Origin of the sequence: Micromonospora sp. NPDC049048, assembly GCF_043197615.1 — a bacterium.
Classification (GTDB): Bacteria; Actinomycetota; Actinomycetes; order Mycobacteriales; family Micromonosporaceae; genus Micromonospora.
The window spans coordinates 25,138-42,121 of the sequence record NZ_JBICTM010000014.1; the positions used below are offsets into that span (position 1 = coordinate 25,138).

Annotated in this window: 15 protein-coding genes and 3 pseudogenes; 8 read left to right on the forward strand and 10 right to left on the reverse strand. The window is 70.0% G+C overall.

All coding sequences use genetic code 11. From position 1 onward, the window contains the following. Positions 1 to 47 precede the first annotated feature (47 nt). The gene (locus ACGFIG_RS29685) at positions 48 to 611 is read left to right on the forward strand and encodes a hypothetical protein (protein WP_393008515.1); all 564 of its coding nucleotides are present in this window, start codon (positions 48 to 50) and stop codon (positions 609 to 611) included. Positions 612 to 1,033: 422 nt separating this feature from the next. Next, complete coding sequence (locus ACGFIG_RS29690; RefSeq protein ID WP_393008517.1) at positions 1,034 to 2,086, forward strand: S1 family peptidase; 1,053 nt, start codon at positions 1,034 to 1,036, stop codon at positions 2,084 to 2,086. A 110-nt stretch (positions 2,087 to 2,196) separates the two neighbouring features. On the opposite strand, the gene ACGFIG_RS29695 is transcribed toward ACGFIG_RS29690, so the two are convergent. The 3 genes and pseudogenes from ACGFIG_RS29695 to ACGFIG_RS29705 all read right to left on the reverse strand — a co-directional run. Next, the gene (locus tag ACGFIG_RS29695) at positions 2,197 to 3,843 is read right to left on the reverse strand and encodes a cellulose-binding protein (protein ID WP_393008519.1); all 1,647 of its coding nucleotides are present in this window, start codon (positions 3,841 to 3,843) and stop codon (positions 2,197 to 2,199) included. A 353-nt stretch (positions 3,844 to 4,196) separates the two neighbouring features. After that, positions 4,197 to 4,664 (reverse strand): SAM-dependent methyltransferase, encoded by a 468-nt coding sequence (locus tag ACGFIG_RS29700; RefSeq protein ID WP_393008521.1) that lies wholly within the window; start codon positions 4,662 to 4,664, stop codon positions 4,197 to 4,199. A gap of 154 nt (positions 4,665 to 4,818) precedes the next feature. Beyond that, a pseudogene (locus ACGFIG_RS29705) lies at positions 4,819 to 4,887 on the reverse strand (hypothetical protein); the annotation flags it as partial. A gap of 65 nt (positions 4,888 to 4,952) precedes the next feature. Between ACGFIG_RS29705 and ACGFIG_RS29710 the strand changes: the two are divergent. Then, positions 4,953 to 5,120, forward strand: coding sequence for a hypothetical protein (locus ACGFIG_RS29710; RefSeq protein WP_393008523.1), 168 nt, complete (start codon positions 4,953 to 4,955; stop codon positions 5,118 to 5,120). Positions 5,121 to 5,172: 52 nt separating this feature from the next. Here the strand turns inward: ACGFIG_RS29710 and ACGFIG_RS29715 are convergent, their stop codons facing one another. Beyond that, positions 5,173 to 5,748, reverse strand: coding sequence for an NADPH-dependent F420 reductase (locus ACGFIG_RS29715; protein ID WP_393008525.1), 576 nt, complete (start codon positions 5,746 to 5,748; stop codon positions 5,173 to 5,175). Between the two features lie 579 nt (positions 5,749 to 6,327). Between ACGFIG_RS29715 and ACGFIG_RS29720 the strand changes: the two genes are divergently transcribed. From ACGFIG_RS29720 to ACGFIG_RS29735, 4 genes are all read left to right on the forward strand, one after another. Then, positions 6,328 to 6,798: a TspO/MBR family protein gene (locus ACGFIG_RS29720; RefSeq protein WP_393008527.1), complete on the forward strand. Its 471-nt coding sequence runs from the start codon at positions 6,328 to 6,330 to the stop codon at positions 6,796 to 6,798. A 266-nt stretch (positions 6,799 to 7,064) separates the two neighbouring features. Next, complete coding sequence (locus ACGFIG_RS29725) at positions 7,065 to 8,696, forward strand: sigma-70 family RNA polymerase sigma factor (protein ID WP_393008529.1); 1,632 nt, start codon at positions 7,065 to 7,067, stop codon at positions 8,694 to 8,696. Positions 8,697 to 8,991: 295 nt separating this feature from the next. After that, entirely contained in the window at positions 8,992 to 9,882 is an 891-nt protein-coding gene (locus ACGFIG_RS29730; RefSeq protein WP_393008531.1) for an ATP-binding cassette domain-containing protein, read from the forward strand. Next, a complete protein-coding gene (locus tag ACGFIG_RS29735) occupies positions 9,879 to 11,516 on the forward strand; it encodes an ABC transporter permease (protein WP_393008532.1) in 1,638 nt (545 codons plus the stop codon). The genes ACGFIG_RS29730 and ACGFIG_RS29735 overlap by 4 nt, the downstream gene beginning before the upstream one ends. A 382-nt stretch (positions 11,517 to 11,898) precedes the next feature. On the opposite strand, the pseudogene ACGFIG_RS29740 reads toward ACGFIG_RS29735, so the two are convergent. Next, a pseudogene (locus ACGFIG_RS29740) lies at positions 11,899 to 12,246 on the reverse strand (MFS transporter); the annotation flags it as partial. On the opposite strand from ACGFIG_RS29740, the pseudogene ACGFIG_RS29745 reads away from it, so the two are divergent. After that, a pseudogene (locus ACGFIG_RS29745) lies at positions 12,167 to 12,664 on the forward strand (IS5 family transposase); the annotation flags it as partial. The pseudogenes ACGFIG_RS29740 and ACGFIG_RS29745 overlap by 80 nt on opposite strands. Here ACGFIG_RS29745 and ACGFIG_RS29750 read toward each other — a convergent pair. The 5 genes from ACGFIG_RS29750 to ACGFIG_RS29770 all read right to left on the reverse strand — a co-directional run bounded on the left by ACGFIG_RS29750 (position 12,627) and on the right by ACGFIG_RS29770 (position 16,751). Further along, positions 12,627 to 13,559 (reverse strand): hypothetical protein, encoded by a 933-nt coding sequence (locus ACGFIG_RS29750; protein ID WP_393008533.1) that lies wholly within the window; start codon positions 13,557 to 13,559, stop codon positions 12,627 to 12,629. The pseudogene ACGFIG_RS29745 and the gene ACGFIG_RS29750 sit on opposite strands and share 38 nt — an antisense overlap. An 87-nt stretch (positions 13,560 to 13,646) precedes the next feature. Then, positions 13,647 to 14,561, reverse strand: coding sequence for an aminoacyl--tRNA ligase-related protein (locus ACGFIG_RS29755; RefSeq protein WP_393008535.1), 915 nt, complete (start codon positions 14,559 to 14,561; stop codon positions 13,647 to 13,649). Between the two features lie 2 nt (positions 14,562 to 14,563). Beyond that, positions 14,564 to 15,709: an acyl-CoA dehydrogenase family protein gene (locus ACGFIG_RS29760; RefSeq protein WP_393008537.1), complete on the reverse strand. Its 1,146-nt coding sequence runs from the start codon at positions 15,707 to 15,709 to the stop codon at positions 14,564 to 14,566. Beyond that, entirely contained in the window at positions 15,706 to 15,963 is a 258-nt protein-coding gene (locus ACGFIG_RS29765; RefSeq protein ID WP_091632279.1) for an acyl carrier protein, read from the reverse strand. Before ACGFIG_RS29765 ends, ACGFIG_RS29760 begins: the two co-directional genes overlap by 4 nt. 17 nt (positions 15,964 to 15,980) lie before the next feature. Then, a complete protein-coding gene (locus tag ACGFIG_RS29770; protein ID WP_326564252.1) occupies positions 15,981 to 16,751 on the reverse strand; it encodes a hypothetical protein in 771 nt (256 codons plus the stop codon). Between the last annotated feature and the right edge of the window lie 233 nt (positions 16,752 to 16,984).

Consider the following 16,984-nt stretch of genomic DNA (forward strand, 5'->3'; position numbering starts at 1 on the left):
CCGAGGAGGTCTGAATGCGTGCGCCCACCCCGCTCACACTCCTGGCCGTGCCAGTCTTCGCCGTACTCACGCTGGCCCTGCCGGCGCTCGCCATCAACGCCCAGCCCAGCGGCACACCACCGCAGCCCGGAGCGGCACCGGCTCGCTCATACTGGCCGCATCAGGACAGTCTGGGGGATGCCGCTGCGGCAGTCTCCGAGGCCGGCCCTCGTAGCTGGCCCCAGACGTATGCCGGGGTCGAACTCAACCTCGACGGCAACGAACTGATAGTGCACCGAATACCCTCCGACCCTGCCGTCGACCAGGCAATTCGTGCCCTCGTGCCGACCGTGCGCGTCCGACTCGCCGATGCCGACCACCCCGAACGACAACTCACCGCCTGGCACGCGGAAATGATTTCCGACCGCCCGTACTGGCACAACCGCGGCATCACCCTGCACAGCATCGGCACTCGGACCGGCGAATGCGTCACCGTCGGCATCGACAACCCGACCCGTGATGCCGCTGTCGTCATTGCCTACTACGCGCACCAGGCAATCTGCATCGAATACGCCGGCCCGCCCGTGCTGTTGACCTCCGGTCCTCAGCAGGACTGGCGGAGACGGGGCTGACGCCCTCGCAGTACCGGCGCCGGTTCGGCCGCACAGCGCTCCACCCGTAGCGCCCGCCCCTGCCGTCGCGAGGGTGCCAGCGGACCGCCGGAACGACCCTCGGCGTTACCTGTTTGAGATATTCCGGTCCTGTCCCGCCATCCGGTCAGGGCGGGTGACCGACGTTGCCCGGCGGGTCGCACCTGATCCTGTTGACCTGCAAATTCTCGGCGAATACTCCCTAATCGCCGCAGGCGCCACTCGTCGGGCTGTCTGGACCCAAGGTATGAGAAGCGGCGGAGTCAGGCCAACCATCACTCTTGCAATCAATATGAGACCTATGAATACTTCGACGCCTCCGGTCGGATGAGCTTGATCCAACCGATCGGGTGCCCGGGGCCAGCCGTAAGGCAGGCCCGTGCTCAGCTCCATGGAGGTACCACATGCGACTCTCCGGGTCATCGCTGCGCCGCGCCACCGCACTGTCGGTGGCTGGCGCGCTGGTCGTCGGCACGCTGACCAGCAGTCCCGCTCAGGCAGCACCCGCTACGCCCGCATCCCCCGATCAAGCCACCGCGCTCGCCGCCGCACTCGGCGACCGCTCCGGCGGGGCGTACGCAGGGGCCGACGGCACCATGGTCGTCACCGTGACCGACGACGCCGCCGCCCGCAAGGTCCGCGCGGCCGGCGCGACCCCGAAGCTCGTCGCCCACGGCGCGGCCGACCTGGCCCGGGCCACCGCCGCGCTGGACGGCGGCGCGAAGGTCCCGGGCACCGCCTGGTGGACCGATCCGGCGACCAACCAGGTCGTGGTCTCCGTCGACAGCACCGTGACCGGCGCGAAGCTGGCACGCGTCGAGGCCGTCGCGGAACGGCTCGGCGGTACCGTCCGCATCCAGCGGGAGGCCGGCACGCTCAGCATCCGGGCCGCCGGCGGTGAGGCCATCTACGCCGAGGGCGGTGGCCGTTGCTCGCTCGGCTTCAACGTCCGCAGCGGCGACACCCACTACTTCCTCACCGCCGGGCACTGCACCGACATCACCGCCAACTGGTACGCCGACTCCGGGCAGAGCAACCTGCTCGGCACCGGCGGCACCGGCAGCTTCCCCGGCAACGACTACGGCATCGTGCAGCACACCGACGCGTCCGCCGCCGACGGCAGCGTCGACCTGTACGACGGCACCACGCGGGACATCACCGGCGCGGCCGACGCCTTCGTCGGGCAGTCGGTGCAGCGCTCCGGCAGCACCACCGGTCTGCACGGCGGTTCGGTCGAGGCGGTCGACGCCACGGTGAACTACGCCGAGGGCAGCGTCAGCGGGCTGATCCGCACCACGGTCTGCGCCGAGCCGGGCGACAGCGGCGGCGCGCTCTTCAGCGGGAGCACCGCCCTGGGCCTGACCTCGGGTGGCAGCGGCAACTGCTCCTCCGGCGGAACCACCTACTTCCAGCCGGTCACGGAGGCGCTGAGCGTCTACGGCGTGGAGATCGTCTGAGAGTCGTCACACGAGCGGGGCCGCCGGGACACCGGCGGCCCCGCCCCCCGTTGCATGGCAAACGGGACGCCGGCGTCACCGCTGCGGTGACGCCGGCGTCGTACCGCTCGTTACGGCGTGACGACCCTGCCGCCGAAGGTCACGACGAGGCGGCCGTCGGACGCGAAGGACCAGCCCAGGGCGCCGGAGTACTGGGAGCACCGGGATCCGTTGGTGCCGGACCAGAACTGGTTCGAGCTGTCGGAGTTGCCGATGATCTTGTCGTTCGAGCCACCGTCGCACGAGGTGTTGTTCCGGAACACCGAGGACCCGCCGTCGAAGGTGAAGTTGCGTTCGGTGTTGCCGATGCTGGCGTTGTTCGACACCTGCATGGTGCCCAGATTGCGGTTGTAGGTGAATCCGTGCTTGCCGTTGTCGTAGGCGATGTTGCCCCGGACGATGTGGTTGACCCCGATGTCCTCGCCACCGAGCTTGTAGCCGTTGCGGTCGCCGGCCCCGGCCTGGCCGCCGTTGCTCAGGGTGCCGTTGTCGTAGGCGAGAGAGGACTCGATGGTCACCGCGCCGATGGCCCCGGTGTCGCTCTTCGTGTAGAGGTCGTAGCCGTCGTCGATGTTGTTGTGGGCCACGGTGTAGCGGAAGACGTTGCCGGGGCCGACGGTGAGCTTCGGGGCGAAACCGTCGGCGTCCTCACCGTCGGAGTCGACGTTGTCGTGCGACACGGTGCTGACCACGAGATTGTTGGAGGGCCACTGGTCGCGGGGCGCGTCGGCCACCAGTCGCGAGAGCTGGAGCCCCGAGTCCCGGTTGTGGCGGGTCACCGTACGCTCGATGATGTTGTTGTTGCCGGCGAGCAGGATGCCGTTGTCCCCGGCCCGCTCGACGATGATGCCGCGGATGTGCCAGTACGATCCGCCCACCGCGAGGCCACGGTTCGCCGGGTCCTCAGCCTGGGCCGAGAAGTTCAGGATCGGGGTCTCGCCCGGGTAGGCGAAGATGTCCTTGCGCGCGCTCGACGTGCCGTTGTTGCCCTGGCCGATGGTGACGGTCTGCGAGTAGCGGTAGGTGCCGCCGCGCAGGTAGATCGTGCCGCCAGCGGCGATCCGGGTGATCGCGGAGGTGAGCGTCGTCGGGTTGGCCTCCGTGCCGGCCGCGCCGTCGGTGCCGGTTGGTGCCACGTACAGCGTGCTGCTCGACGGCGGGGGCGTGGTCGGCGGCGGGGTGGTGGGTCCGGTCGTCGGCGGCGGGGTGGTCGCACCCGAGGCGTACGTTTCGAACTCCGCGACCCTCGGCGTACCGGTCGAACTGGTGATCTCGAAGTTGATCTTGCGAAGCGAGGTGGCGGTGAAGGTGATGGCCCCTGCCCCGGTGCCGCTGGCCAGGACGCTGCCGGTGTCGTTGTCGACGACCCGCCAGGAGCCGATGGCCCCGACGGCACCGGCCGCCTCCCTGATGTTGATCGAGGCCACCGTGGTCGCCGAGCCCCACTTGATCGAGATACGACCGGTCGAGCCGACCGGCGACCAGTAGGTGCTCATGTTGCCGTCGAGCACGTTGCCGTAGCTGGTGCCGCTGGCCTTGCTGGAACCGTCGGAGCCGGCCCCGAGGCTGAGATTGGTCGCGTTGGCGCCGACCGACGCGGGATCGGGGCCGCCGAACGCCCCCGACGCCTGGGTCATCGGCAGCGCCGCGGCGACCGCGGCTGCGGCGACCACGGCTGCGCCGCCGGCAAGAAGCTTGTGTCGCACTGCGGTTCTCACTGTTGGACTCCTCAGGAGTAAGCACGGCGAAGGGCACCGCCCTCACAGCCCGACACCGCAGGTGGCTTCGTGTCCGCACCCTCAGCCCGGTCAAGGATCGAAACATCGATGAAACACCAGGGTAGGAAAGCGCTTGCCTGCGTAGCAAGAGGGGAGGCATGCAGGTTTGTTGCATACGGCGACCAGCCCGCGTACGAAACGCTGCCGTCCGCACCTCCGGTGCCAGGACCGCTCCGGCGGCGACGCGGGTTCTGGTGGTCGTGACCAGCCCCGCATCGGGCTGGGGGTCGGCCAGCACGCCGTTCCGCCGAGCCGGGGGCGTAGCACACGATGACTTACGGGCCCTGCCCCGATTACGGCCTGAAGTACTCCGACATCAGGCGGCTGACCCATTCCGGCTGCTTGACGTCCACCGGCAGGAACTCCGTCATTGTCGGCTTCAGGTCGACGACCGGGGTGCCCGAGACCGCGTCGAGGCCCACCACCGTCAACTCGCGGCCGCGCACGGATTCGATGGCGCAGCACGTCACCCCGATGCGGTTCGGTCTGCGAGGGCCACGGCCGGCGAACACGCCGACGGGCGGGAGATCGGAACGGCCGCGGTACGGGCGGGGCTCGCGGTACTCGCCGTGTTCCGGGAACTGGTCGAAGACGAAGAGGACCTCGACGTGGGAGAAGCTCTCCAGCCCTTGGAGGCACGCCTCGCCGAAGCGCTCGTCGACGACGATGGTGCTGCGGACGGCACCCCAGTTGTCCGTGTGCTGGACATCCGTCCGGTCGTTTCGAACCGTACCTATCGGGGTGATCTCGAAGCTGAGCACGGCTGGACACCTTTCGGGCGGGATCTGTTCCAGGTCTACTGTGGGCCTTCGCCGGACCCGGCGGAAGCGGAGTGACACGCGGCTTGGCGACGAGCAGAAGCACGCCGATCGCCAGCATCACCACGGCGGCGGCTCCGTGAATCCCGTAGACGGCGGCCTTGGGCCCGTTGCTGCGCCACACGATGAGTGCGTCACCGGTGGGTACGCCGACGGCGACCAGCATGAACCAACCCAGTAGGTGGGTGTCGCTCCCGCCAGCAGGATGAAGATGAAGAGCCCCACGACGAGTTGGCCAACTGCTTCCGCCCGGACAACAAACGGCGCGAACTGTGGGCCGAAGTCCTCTGGGGCACGCTGCACGGCATCGCCGTCCTGTCGGAGAGCGGACGCATCCCCGCAGACGGACAGGAGGAACGACTCGACTTCCTCGTCACCAGGATCGCCGACACGCCGTGAAAGGCGCGAGGCCCTGTAAGCCCGACCTATGAAGTCAGTTGCGAACTGCCGCTCAGTCGACGACGCCGAAGCCGCCGGACCACGAGACCTTCTGGTTCGAAGCCAGGCTTATCTGCAGGAATCCGAGAGCCTCCATCTCCCGGGCGCGCTTGAGCGACCCGGCATCGATCGCCCTCAGACCACTGGCGGTGACCACGTCCACGAGGGTGGCCTTGGCGTCTGCGTCGTCACCGGCGATCAGAACCGTGGTGGCCAGTGGGCCGACCGTTCCCTCGGCGAGGGTGCCGGCGAACGTGGTGTTGAATGCCTTGAGCAGTCGGGCGTTCGGCAGTTTCGCGGCGATCTGCGCGGCCGCCGAGGAATCGGCGGGGACGACCAGGGAGTCGAAGGTTTCGAAGTTCAACGGATTGGTGATGTCGACGACGATCTTGTTGTCGAGCTGGCCGGGACGCTGGGCCAGCACCTGCTCCACGGCCGGGTAGGGCACGGCGAGCACGACGATGTCGCCGTTGACCGGCTTGTCGGCATCCTTCTTGCCGAGCAGATCGATCGTGTTGCCACCCCTGCCGAGAGCGGCGTTAATGGCCTGTCCCATCTTGCCGGCACCGATGATCGAGATGTGCGCCATGAAGCTTCCTCGACAAATGGTTGGGGATTCAATAAGAAGCTGAGCCCGCAGCGACATGACGGTCGGGCCGAATGTCGCCGTGACACGGGCCCGCGCAGTTCCGAAGGCAATGCCACCTGCTCCGCGTGCATGCGAAACACCCGCTCGGGCGCTGGAAACGACAGCCGCGCCCGAACACCGCGTCGCCATCTTCCCACGCCCCCCGTACGCGGCGCGGCGACTTGGTCATCCAACCTGCTGCGTGCTTTGGCCTGACGGTTTTCGCAGGTCCCGGTAGCCTCGCCCTGAGAGCCAGCGCAGATCAAGTCGCACCCCATCGGTTTCGGATCGGGAGAGTGGACCTGCGTGGTGGGCGAGTTCGATGACGGCAGCCGGATGGTGACGGTGGCAAAGTGGCAGGACGGGGCCATTGCTGAGGAGTACATCTGGATGTAGCCAGCCCGATCATCGCGCGGAGCGCGAGGTGCTGGCGGGACCCTCTCGTCCTGGGCCGTCACGTGGCGGTCGTCGCCCCCTGCACCACTCGCGGCCCGGGGACCGGGCGCGGTTGATCCCGCGCAGGCCGGGTAGCTGAACGCCATGCCCCTACCTACCCTGGTCAAGACCGCAGCGGCGGTCACCGTTACGGCTGCGGCCGGCACGGCGGTGAACGACACCTCCAATCGCTGGTACAAGAGGCTGCGCAAGCCGACCTGGCAGCCGCCGCCCGTGGCGTTCCCGCTGGTGTGGACGCCGCTGTACGCGCTGATCGCGGTGGCCGGCGCCCGCGTGCTGGACCGCACCAGTGAAGCCGACCGCGCCGCGTTCACCCGCGCCTACGCGCTCAACCTGGCCCTCAACTTCGGGTGGAGCGCGCTGTTCTTCAAGGCCCGCAGGCCCACCGCCGCGCTGGCCGAGATCGCCGCGCTCAACGCCTCCAACTTCGTGCTGCTCCGCCGCGCCTCGCGGGCCGATCGCGTCGCGGGTGCCGCGCTGGCCCCGTACACCGCGTGGACGCTCTTCGCCACCGCGCTGAACGGCGCCATCGTCCGTCTCAACAGCGACAGGTGAGCCACTGGTCATCCTGAGCGCAAGGTCGCCGTGGGCACGCCCGGCCCTCCGCTGACGTCGGTCGGGTCGGGCCTGCCCTGAGCGCGGCCCCATTGCGCCGCTCCCGGGCTATCTCAGCCTGCGGTCGGTTCGGGCGCCCGTGGACGCGGCGGCGTCGAATGCAAGCTGCCCATGTTCCCCGCTGCGAGACCTCTCAACCGCGACCGCCTTCTTTCTGCGGACGAGTTCGCCGAGCTGGTTGCCGGTACTGTCGGTGCGCTTCGACGGTGACGACGCCAGTTTGTGTGACTTCGACGGGTGCCAGCCAGTCTCCACGTTGTACGAGGACGTCTCGTGAAGGCGAGGTTGTGAGCGTGACCCATCACGCGTACCCGAACAAGAACGACATGTCGACGGTGGTGGACGCGGCACGCCGCGGCGACCAGGCGGCGATGGACGAGTTGGTCTCGCACTATCTGCCACTGGTGTACAACATCGTGGGCCGGGCGCTACATCGATCGGCGGACGTCGACGACGTGGTGCAGAACACGATGTTGCGGGTCGTGCGGGGGTTGGCGGGCGTACGCGATCCGCAGCTGTTCCGGTCGTGGCTGGTGGCCGTCACCATGAACGAGGTCCGCGCCTACAAGCAGCACCAGAACACCACGCCGGCGCCGCCGGAGGACATCGACAACATGATCGCCCCGGGGTCCGACTTCGAGGATCTGACCCTGACCCAGCTTCGCCTGTCCGATCAGCGCCGGGAGGTCGTCCTGGCCACGCGCTGGCTGGACGAGGACCATCGCCACCTGCTGTCCCTGTGGTGGCTGGTCGAGGCCGGTCACCTTTCCCGTGCCGACCTCGTCGATGCCCTGCAACTGGACCCGCACCACGTGACCGTGCGCGTGGCCCGGATGAAGGCGCAGCTGGACACCGCCCGGCTGGTGGTGCGAGCCCTCGTCGCCCGGCCCGGCTGCGCCGGCCTGATCGACACGGCCTCCCACTGGGACGGTCGACCGGCACCGGTGTGGCGCAAGCGGTTGGCGCGGCACGTCCGCACCTGCGCGTACTGCCCGAACGCCACGTCGGATCTGGTTCCGGCCGAGCGGCTGCTGGCCGGTCTGGCGCTCACGCCGCTGCCAGCCGGCCTCGCCTCGAAGATCGCCGACAAGGCGCACACCGTCTCCAGCGCATCGCAGGGCGGTGCGGCGGCAGGCGCGTACGCGAAGACCGCCGGGATGTGGCAGCAGGCCCGCGTCACGGCCCTGGCCCTGCCCAGGTCCCTGGTCGGAGCATTCGCGGCCCTCGCCATGCTCGGAGGGGGCGGGATCATCCTCGCCGGCCACCAGGACGGGCCGAGGCAACAGCCGGCGAGCGCGACGGCCGTGCAGCCCTCGACCCCGATCACCGCGCCCGCCTCCGAGACCACCGAATCCGCCCTCGCGTCGCCTTCCCCGACGGCGCTCGGGGCGTCGCAGGCCAGCTCGCGGGCGACCTCCACCCCCACCAGGTCAACGACGCCGACCAAGGCGCCGACGCCGACAAGGACACCGACCAAGCCGGCCAGCACGTCCACCGCCTCGTCGAGCGGCGTGTCTGCCGCGGAACGACGTCTGTTGGTGCTGCTCAATGAGCGGCGCCGCGCGCTCGGGCTGCCCGAGGTCAAGCTCGGCACGACGCAGCATCGCGCCGCGGAAGTCTGCGTGAAGCAGAACCTGGATGCGGGCACCATGAAGCACTGCGGCCATGAGGTCCTGTTCGCATCCTCGGGCAACTCCTCACCGGAGCAGATGATCGAGGCCTGGTTCAACAGTCCGGGGCACAAGACGGCACTGACCTACTCCAGCTCCCGCTTTGCCGGCCCCGCCATCGTCTTCAACGGCACCCGCCAAGTCGCTGCCATCAACATCGACTACTGACGCCTCCCGCACGTACGGGAGAGTGGCGCAGCACCGACGGCGCGTCCGGCCCGACGCCGATCGGCGCCAGGCCGGACGCCCGGTGCCACTATTCAGCGCGCGCCTACCCGTCGAGGAGCGCGACAGCGACGCCGACGGCGTCCGAGGCGGACGAGGCGGACGACCTGCGGCGCCAATCACCCGCGCCTATCTGACACACGCTTCCGAACGGTGACTTCCGGGCGTACGCTCCGCTGAGGAGCGCCGGGAAGTCTGGTCGGCAGTGGTCATGTCGCGTCGACCGAAGAGGGCTCCCATGGATGCGTTCGCCGTTCGCACCGAAGGTCTCACCAAAAGCTACGGGCGACTGCTCGCGCTCGACGCGCTCGAACTCGCCGTGCCGACCGGGTCGGTGTTCGGGTTCCTCGGCCCGAACGGTGCCGGCAAATCGACCACCATCCGCCTGCTGCTCGGCATGGCCCGACCGACCGCGGGGCACGCCCGGATCTTCGACACCGACGCCCAGGACGTACGCACCGCACACCGGTCGTTGGCGTACGTGCCCGCCGACGTGGCGCTGTGGCCACAACTGACCGGCGCCGAGACCCTGGAGCTGCTGGGTCGCACCGGTCCCGGTGTCGACCGGGGCTACCGCGACGAGTTGGTCGAACGGTTCGCGCTGGACGTGTCGAAACCCGGCCGGACGTACTCGACCGGAAACCGGCAGAAGGTGGCCCTGGTGGCGGCCTTCGCCACCCGCGCGCCCCTGCTGGTGTTCGACGAGCCGACCAGCGGCCTGGACCCGTTGATGGAACGCGAGTTCCAGCGGGCGGTGGCGCAGGCCCGCGAGCGGGGGCAGACGGTGTTTCTCAGCTCCCACCAGCTCGCCGAGGTCGAAGCCGTGTGCGACCGGGTCGCGATCCTCCGCGCCGGCAAGCTCGTGGAGATCGCCGACGTCGCGGACCTCCGACGACTGCATCGCGGCCAGGTCGAGGTCACCTTCACCGGCACGGCACCCCGGTTGGACGAGGTGCCCGGCGTCGATGCGGTGGAACGGGTCGGTCCCGCGCGGCTACGGTTCGCCCTCACCGGCCCGCCCGCGCCGGCCCTGCGGGCGCTGGCCACAGCGGACGTGACCTCGCTGACGATCCACGAGCCGACACTCGAGGAGATATTCCTCGACTACTACAACGAGGTGTCCCGGTGACCGCCGTCGACGCACGGGCCCCGCAGGCCGCCCGGGCAGCCGGGGACACCGGCGCGAGGAACGCGGTGACCTGGCTGGCTGTCCGCCACATCCGGCGCGGAGCGCTCATCGTCATCGTCCTTGTCGGCGGCATGTCGGCGATGGTCGCCTCCACCTACGCCAGCACCGTCGGCGACGCCATGGACGCCGACGCCCTCGCCGCACTGGCCGAGAACCCGGCGATCCGTACCCTGTTCGGTCAGCCCGTCGCCCTCGACTCCGCCGGCGGCTTCACCGTGTGGCGCACCGGCACCATCCTCGCCGTCCTGGTCGGGGTCTGGGCGCTGCTCACCGCCACCCGGATCACCCGCGGCGCCGAAGACGCCGGCCACTGGGACCTGTTGCTGGCCGGCAAGGTCCCCCTGTCCAGCATCGTGATGCGCCACGCCACCGTGGTCGTCACCGCCGCGCTGCTCGTCGGGTTCGCCACCGCGACCGCCCTCACCGCCGCCGGCACCCCACCGGCTGGTGCCGTCCTGCACGGCGCCGGTCTCGCGCTGGTCGGCGTGTTCTTCGCCGCGGCCGGGACCCTCGCGGCACAGACCTTCCCGAGCCGGGCCGCCGCGAGCGGAGCCACCGTCACGCTGCTCGGCTCCGGGCTGCTCCTCCGCATGATCGGTGACGGCGTCGACGCACTCGGGTGGCTGCGCTGGCTGTCCCCGTTCGGCCTCACCGCGATCTCCCGGCCGTACCACGACAACCGGATCCTCCCGCTGGTCGTGCTGGCCCTGGCCGCTTCCGCCGTACTCGCCACCATTCCCGCCACAGCCGCACGCCGCGACGTGCGGGGCGGATGGCTCGCACCACGCACCGGCCGCGCGCCACAGCTGCGACTCCTCGGCTCGATCCCCGCGTTCGCTCTCCGGCGCCTGCTACGCCCGCTCGCCGGCTGGAGTGCCGGTGTCGGCGCCTACTACCTGCTCATCGGGCTGCTCGCGGTCTCCATGACCGACTTCCTCGCCGACAACCCACGGTTCGCCGACCTCGCCGCACAGGCCGGGTTCGCCGGTCTCGGCTCGGTCGAGGGCTACGTGGCGGCCATGTTCGCGCTACTCGCCATCCCGGCCGGGATCTTCGCCGCCGTCCACGTCGCCACCATCGCCGCCGCCGAAGCCGACCGCCGGCTCACGCTCATCTACGCCGGCCCCGTCACTCGGCTCCGACTGATCACCGCCGAAGCCGCCACCGCCGCCACCGGTGCCGTGGCACTCACCACCACGGCCGGGCTGGCCACCTGGATCGGGGCGACAAGCGTGGGCGCACCCCTGCGCCTCGGGGCGGCACTCGCGGGCGCGGTGAACGTCCTGCCGATTGCGGCGCTCTGCCTCGGGGCCGCGATCTTCGTGCTCGGCTGGCTGCCCCGCGCCGTCGCGCTCGTCGGCGCGCTACCCGCCGCAGGCGGTTTCCTGCTCCAGGTCGTCACGGACAGCACCGACGCACCCCACTGGATCGGCACGCTGTCCCCGTTCACGCACCTCGCCGCCGTGCCCGACGCAGCACCCGACTGGCCAGGGGTCATCGGCATGCTTACCGGTGCCGCCGTCCTCGCCGTCCTCGGCGTCACCGGCTACCAACACCGCGACCTACGCACCTGACCAGCCACGGCACGACCGTCTCGCGCGGCTCCCAATCGCGGGGTCGAAGGGACTCGGCGCGGCCGTCGATCGCCTGGAGGTCGAGCAGGCGGCGCTGGACCGACACGACGGCCGCTCGCGGCTGCCGCTACTGCCCGGCGCTCCAGCGTCGGCTGTCGGAACGCGGCCACGGCAGCTGGCACTTCGACTGCTCCGCCACGACGCGTTCGGCGGGAGGGCACGCGCACGACGCGGCGGATTCCGGTCCAAGGCCGCCGCCAGCGAGGCCTATGACGAATGGCCGACGCCCGCCATCCACGTGGGACGATCAACAAAAAACGCCTGACCGCGTTTCCGCAGGTCAGACGTCCTTTGATCTTGTGCGCCCGAAGGGACTCGAACCCTAACCTTCTGATCCGTGGGCGTCGGACCGCCGGTGACGCAACTCGGCCGGTGCCACCGCAAGTGCGATTACCGCGCCGAGCAAGCCCGTCGCGGCGAAGCCCCAGGCCGGTGCGGAGGCATCGATCACCGCCCCGGCCAGCGGGGTGCCGAGGGCCAGCCCCACCACCATCGCCGAGCCGTGTAACCCCATCGCCTCACCCCGTACGCTTGCCGGCACCAGCCGGCTCACCGCGTCGGCGGTGGCGGCTACGGTCGGCGCGGTGAGCGCCCCGGACGGCAGCAGCACCAGGGCCAGCAGCCACCACTCGCCACTGCCCAAACCGACCGGAATAGTGACCAGACCGAGCAGCAGGGTCATCACCGACGCGGGCGGCATCCCCCTCGCCACGGCACTGACCGGCGGCAACCGCCACGACGTCACCCAACTGCTGCCCCTGGTCGACAAGGTCCCCCGGATCAAGGGCGTCCGCGGCAGGCCTCGGCAACGGCCCGAGCGGATCTACGCCGACCGAGGCTACGACTTCGACAAGTACCGCCGGGAGCTACGCACGCGCGGCATCACACCCGTCATCGCCCGACGCGGCGTCGGCCACGGCTCCGGCCTCGGTACCCGACGCTGGGTCGTCGAGCAGACCATCGCCTTGCTGCACCGGTTCCGCCGCCTTCGCATCCGCTGGGAGATCCGCGACGACATCCACGAGGCTTTCCTCACCCTCGCCTGCGCCATCATCTGCTGGCGCCGACTCCAACGCTCAAAGAGTTAGGAGTTGTAAGTCGTCCTGTCTGACGTCCTCGCCGAGTGGAGAGCGGCGGCTGCACGAGATGACTCCATCCCAGCGCGTCGCGCATTGCCCCGTGTACCAGCCGGGCCATCGCCCGCCGGATGTTGATGGTCACGTAGCCGGGCTGGCCATCGCCCACTCGCATCTTGCCGACTGGGGACTCCACCACCGCCACGGGTGCGACCAAGGGGGCAGCGCTGCAGGCGAAGGCCTCGCGCACCACACCCTTCTCGATCAGCTCACGCCAGGCATGGAGGCCGAGATTCGCCTCACGCAGGGGAAAGCCGAGCATCCGACTGAGCTGCTCGACGGTGTCCCGGGCAATGGTGGGACCGTCGCTCAGCACCGGGCTGAATACCCGCGCGTTGCGTGAGTCACCGAAAACGAAGAACGGATGGTGGGTGGTTTCCAAGCCCGCCACAGCGTGGTCGATCTGGAGTGTGATCGGCAACAACTGGTCGGCGTACGGCTCGATCACCGGCCTCAGTCGGCAGCAGTACCGCCGCTGTCCCGGGCCGGGTGCCTCCTCGCGCAGCTCCACGGTCAGATGCAGCGAGTCCAATGCCCCACCGGGGATACGGTCGGCGCGGCGTACCGCTTCCTCGGCGGCTGCGAGCAACAGCGAGGCCGGCACCACCGGCATGCAGCGTTCACGACAGGCCCGCCGGATGAGCCCCGCGTAGTCACGGGGGCGGAAGAGTGAGACGCGGCCACGGTCCCAGCGGTACGCCCGAAGGCCGGTGACCACTCGGACCACCCGACCGCCGGGCAGCTCCTCGTGGCCGGAGTTGGCCCGGATCCACCGCCAACCCGTCAGCGGCGCCCAGCACAGGTGTTGGACGCCCTGGGCGTGTGGGATCGGAGCCGGGTACGTCATCGCGCCTCACCTTCCTGCGGTAACCGTCGAATTGCCGACGATCTGGCGAGCCGTCGAAGGAGCCACCAGCGCGGCGAGGCGGGCCGGTCACCGCGGACCTACCGCCAGGGTGGCGCGGACGCGGGCCGGCCAGCTTGCAGGATCGGGGCCATGCGCGGCGAGCAGGGCGAGGGTGATGCGTTCCAGGCCGAACGCGGCGCAGGCGGTGTGTGCGGTCTCGCCGCCGATTCGAATCGAGAACGGCGTCCCGAAGTGGTCCTTGTGGTAGTTGGCGCTGGCCACGGCTTGGACCGCACCGTCACCGACCGGTGCCGTCAGTTCCCACTTGAGCTGTTGTTCGCGCTGGGTGGCACCCATCAGCCGGCCGGCGCCACCAAAGAACGGATCCGAGGCCGGCACGACTGAAACGTCCAGACCGAGGTCGCCGAGCCACCGCTCGGCGCGGGCCACCCAGGCGTCCCGCCATTCCGTGACCTCGTCGGCCACGCCGATCCGGACGAACTCCCGCATCCGGAAGCTCCGGAGCCGGCCGTGCTCATGGGTGCCCTCGTTGCGGTAGCAGTACGCCTCCGCGGTGACGACGACCGGCTCGGTCAGGTCCTTCCCCTCAAAGAGCGGATAGAGGTGATAGCACGTCGCCGGCAGCACCGCTACGTCGGTGATCTGCTGAGCGGTGTGCCACGGCGCATTCTGTTCGTCCCGGGCGAGCTGCAACTCGTGCCAGCGCGCGGGACTTCCCGCGAAGCTGTGTACCGTTCCCAGGAGGTTCGGGAACCCGTCGACGTAGCCGACCCGCTCCAGCAGGGCCCGGGCGATGACCGGTGGTACGGCCACTGACACCGGCTGCTGGGGTGCGCTTAGCGTCAGCAGCGCCGATCGCAGGGCAGCCACGATCGCGTCGAAGGATCGGTTGGCGACGGCGATGCCCGGTGTCTCGGTCGGGATGAGGGCGGCATCGGCGGTGGACAGGTGCGGCTGGGCCGCGATGGAGGTGTCGGTCACGGCTAGGCTCGTTTCCATAGGCTGAGTCGGGCGTTGGCGTTCATCAGGCGCTCGTTGCCGATCATGAGGCGAGCGGAGTACAGGTCGCGCAGCGGCCGAGCGACCGATAGGGGGCCGGCCTCGGCATAGCCGGGCATCCCGCAGATTTCGAGGGCCGCAACCGCGACGTCGACGGCGAGGGTGGAGACGGTGACCTTGAGGTTGTTCACGGCCAAGGTGAGGGTGGGGCCACCGTGCTCGTCGACGGCACCCGGGTCCGCCCAGATCGGCTCGAAGCGGCGGGCGGTGGCTGCTAGCGCGGCCTCCATCTGGTCCATCCGCCCGGCGGCCTCCGCCAGCCGCGGATCGACCAGGTCGGGGTTGCCGCGCATGCGTCCCCGGACGGCCTGTTGCGCACGGCGGAACGCGGCAGCGGCGATGCCGAACCAGCATGCTGCCCACAGCAGGTGTGACAGCGGCACCATGGTCGCGCTGGCGATCCGCTCGAAGGGGTCGGTCAGGACGTATCCGGCCGGCACCTCGGTGTGGAACTCGAACCCCGGACTACAGGTGCCCCGCATGCCCATGGGATTCCACGGGGGTCCGGCCGGCGTGAGCGCACAGGCGTCCGCCGGGGCGAGCACAGCGATCTGGTCGCCGGCCGCGGCCTGCGCGTCCCGCCGGGCGGTGACCAGATAGGCGCAGGCGTAAGCGCCGTACGAGACGGTAGGTGCCCGCTTTGTCAGGCGGACCCGATCTCCGTGGCGTTCCAGAGCCGCGCCGCTGGTACGCAGGCTGCCGCCGATACCGGCCTCTGAGGTGACGGAGGCGATCAGTGTCCCGTCGATGACGATGTCCTTGAGCGCGGTGCGTAACGGCGCGGATCCACCGTGGTGGCGGGCGACGCAGGCCAGCTGGACCTGATGCATCGCCCAGATCATCGAGGTGGAGCCACACGCCTTGCCCAGCTCGGCGGCGATCGCGACGAGGTCCGACAGGGAGCGATCGAGGACTGGCGCGAGCAGACCGGCCCGGTGCAGTGCCGCGACCGACGCCGCAGGGAAGGCCGCTTCGCTGTCGACTGAGTCGGCATGCTCTGCCAGGGTGGCAGCGACGTGTCGGGCGGCGGCCACCACGTCGCTCGGCGTTTCCGTCACCGTGGCCGTCATCGGGCCACCGCCGGATCCGAGTCGCGCAGCTTCCGCACCGCGTGTGCGATGGACGCGACCGAGGTGAACGTCGCGCGGGTCAGTAGCCCTTCGGGGAACTCGACGCCGAACTCCTCCTCGACGGCCATCATCACGCTGACGCTGTGCATCGACGACATGCCTGCGTCCCACAGGTCGGTGTTCGGGTCGAGGGCATCCGCCGCGGCATCGAGCTGGGCGAACCGCAACACGAGTGCGGATACACGGTCTTCCACTGGTGTCTCCTCATCGGTCAACGTGGACAGGGGGAGCCGACCTGCATGATCGCGCTCAGCCGGGTGTTCAGGTCGGCTTCGCGGGTCGCCAGGTCGGTGAGCATGCGGACGAGTCGGGCCGGCCGAAGGGTGCCGGTGCCGCGGGTGGCCGCCCAGGCCATCGCGTGCACGATGTACCAACGGTGGGACAGATCGGCGAACGCCTCGGCTACCGGCGTCCACCGATCGTCTGGTCCGTTCGGCGGGGCGACGACCTGGCTGAGTGCCAGCCGTTCGGCGGCCACGTCCGCGATGTCGACGTCGGGGCCGGTGCGTCCCTCGCGGACGTCGGTGATGAACTGTTCCAGGACAGCGAGCTCACCCCGGTGTGCGGGCAGCTCTGCTCGTAACCTGTCCGCCACGATGTCGGACGGCGGGGGTACGCCGACGACGCCGCGACAGACGATGCCGAATCCGCCGGCGACCGGGCTGAGCCGGGTCTTCTGGTACACGTGCAGCGGGAGCGAGTGCGGCTCAGGGCGGTTCGTCATGTCGGCCACGACGACCTCGTCCCCGGCATACCGGTGCAGCACCAACGCGTGCGTCAGGTGCTCGTGATCCCGGTACGGGGACTCGATGTCGAACGAGTCGACCGCCACGATCAGCTGCGCCGAGTCGGCCAGGGCCGCCCGCTCGGCCTGGGCCAGCTCGGCCCAGTCGGTCTGCGCGAATCGTTGCAGCCGCAGACCGGTGAGCCGGGCCGTGCCCGCGAGCCACCGTTCCCCGCCGCCCAGCCGATGTCCCGCCACCCGCCGAAAACCCCAGCTGGGCCCGAGTCGAGCCGCTGCGTCGGGCACTCCGTGCTCGGTGGCCACCGCCGCGACCGCCTGCATGAAGCAGGTACCGAAGGGTGCCTGGCCTCGAATGACGATGCTCGGTCCGGTGGGCGTTGTCATGCCGTCGTCGTCGGCCGGGCTGTGGCGGCCAGGCCAGTCGTGGTGGGGGTTGCCGGGCCGACCGGTCGCGGACGTCGGTGACGGAC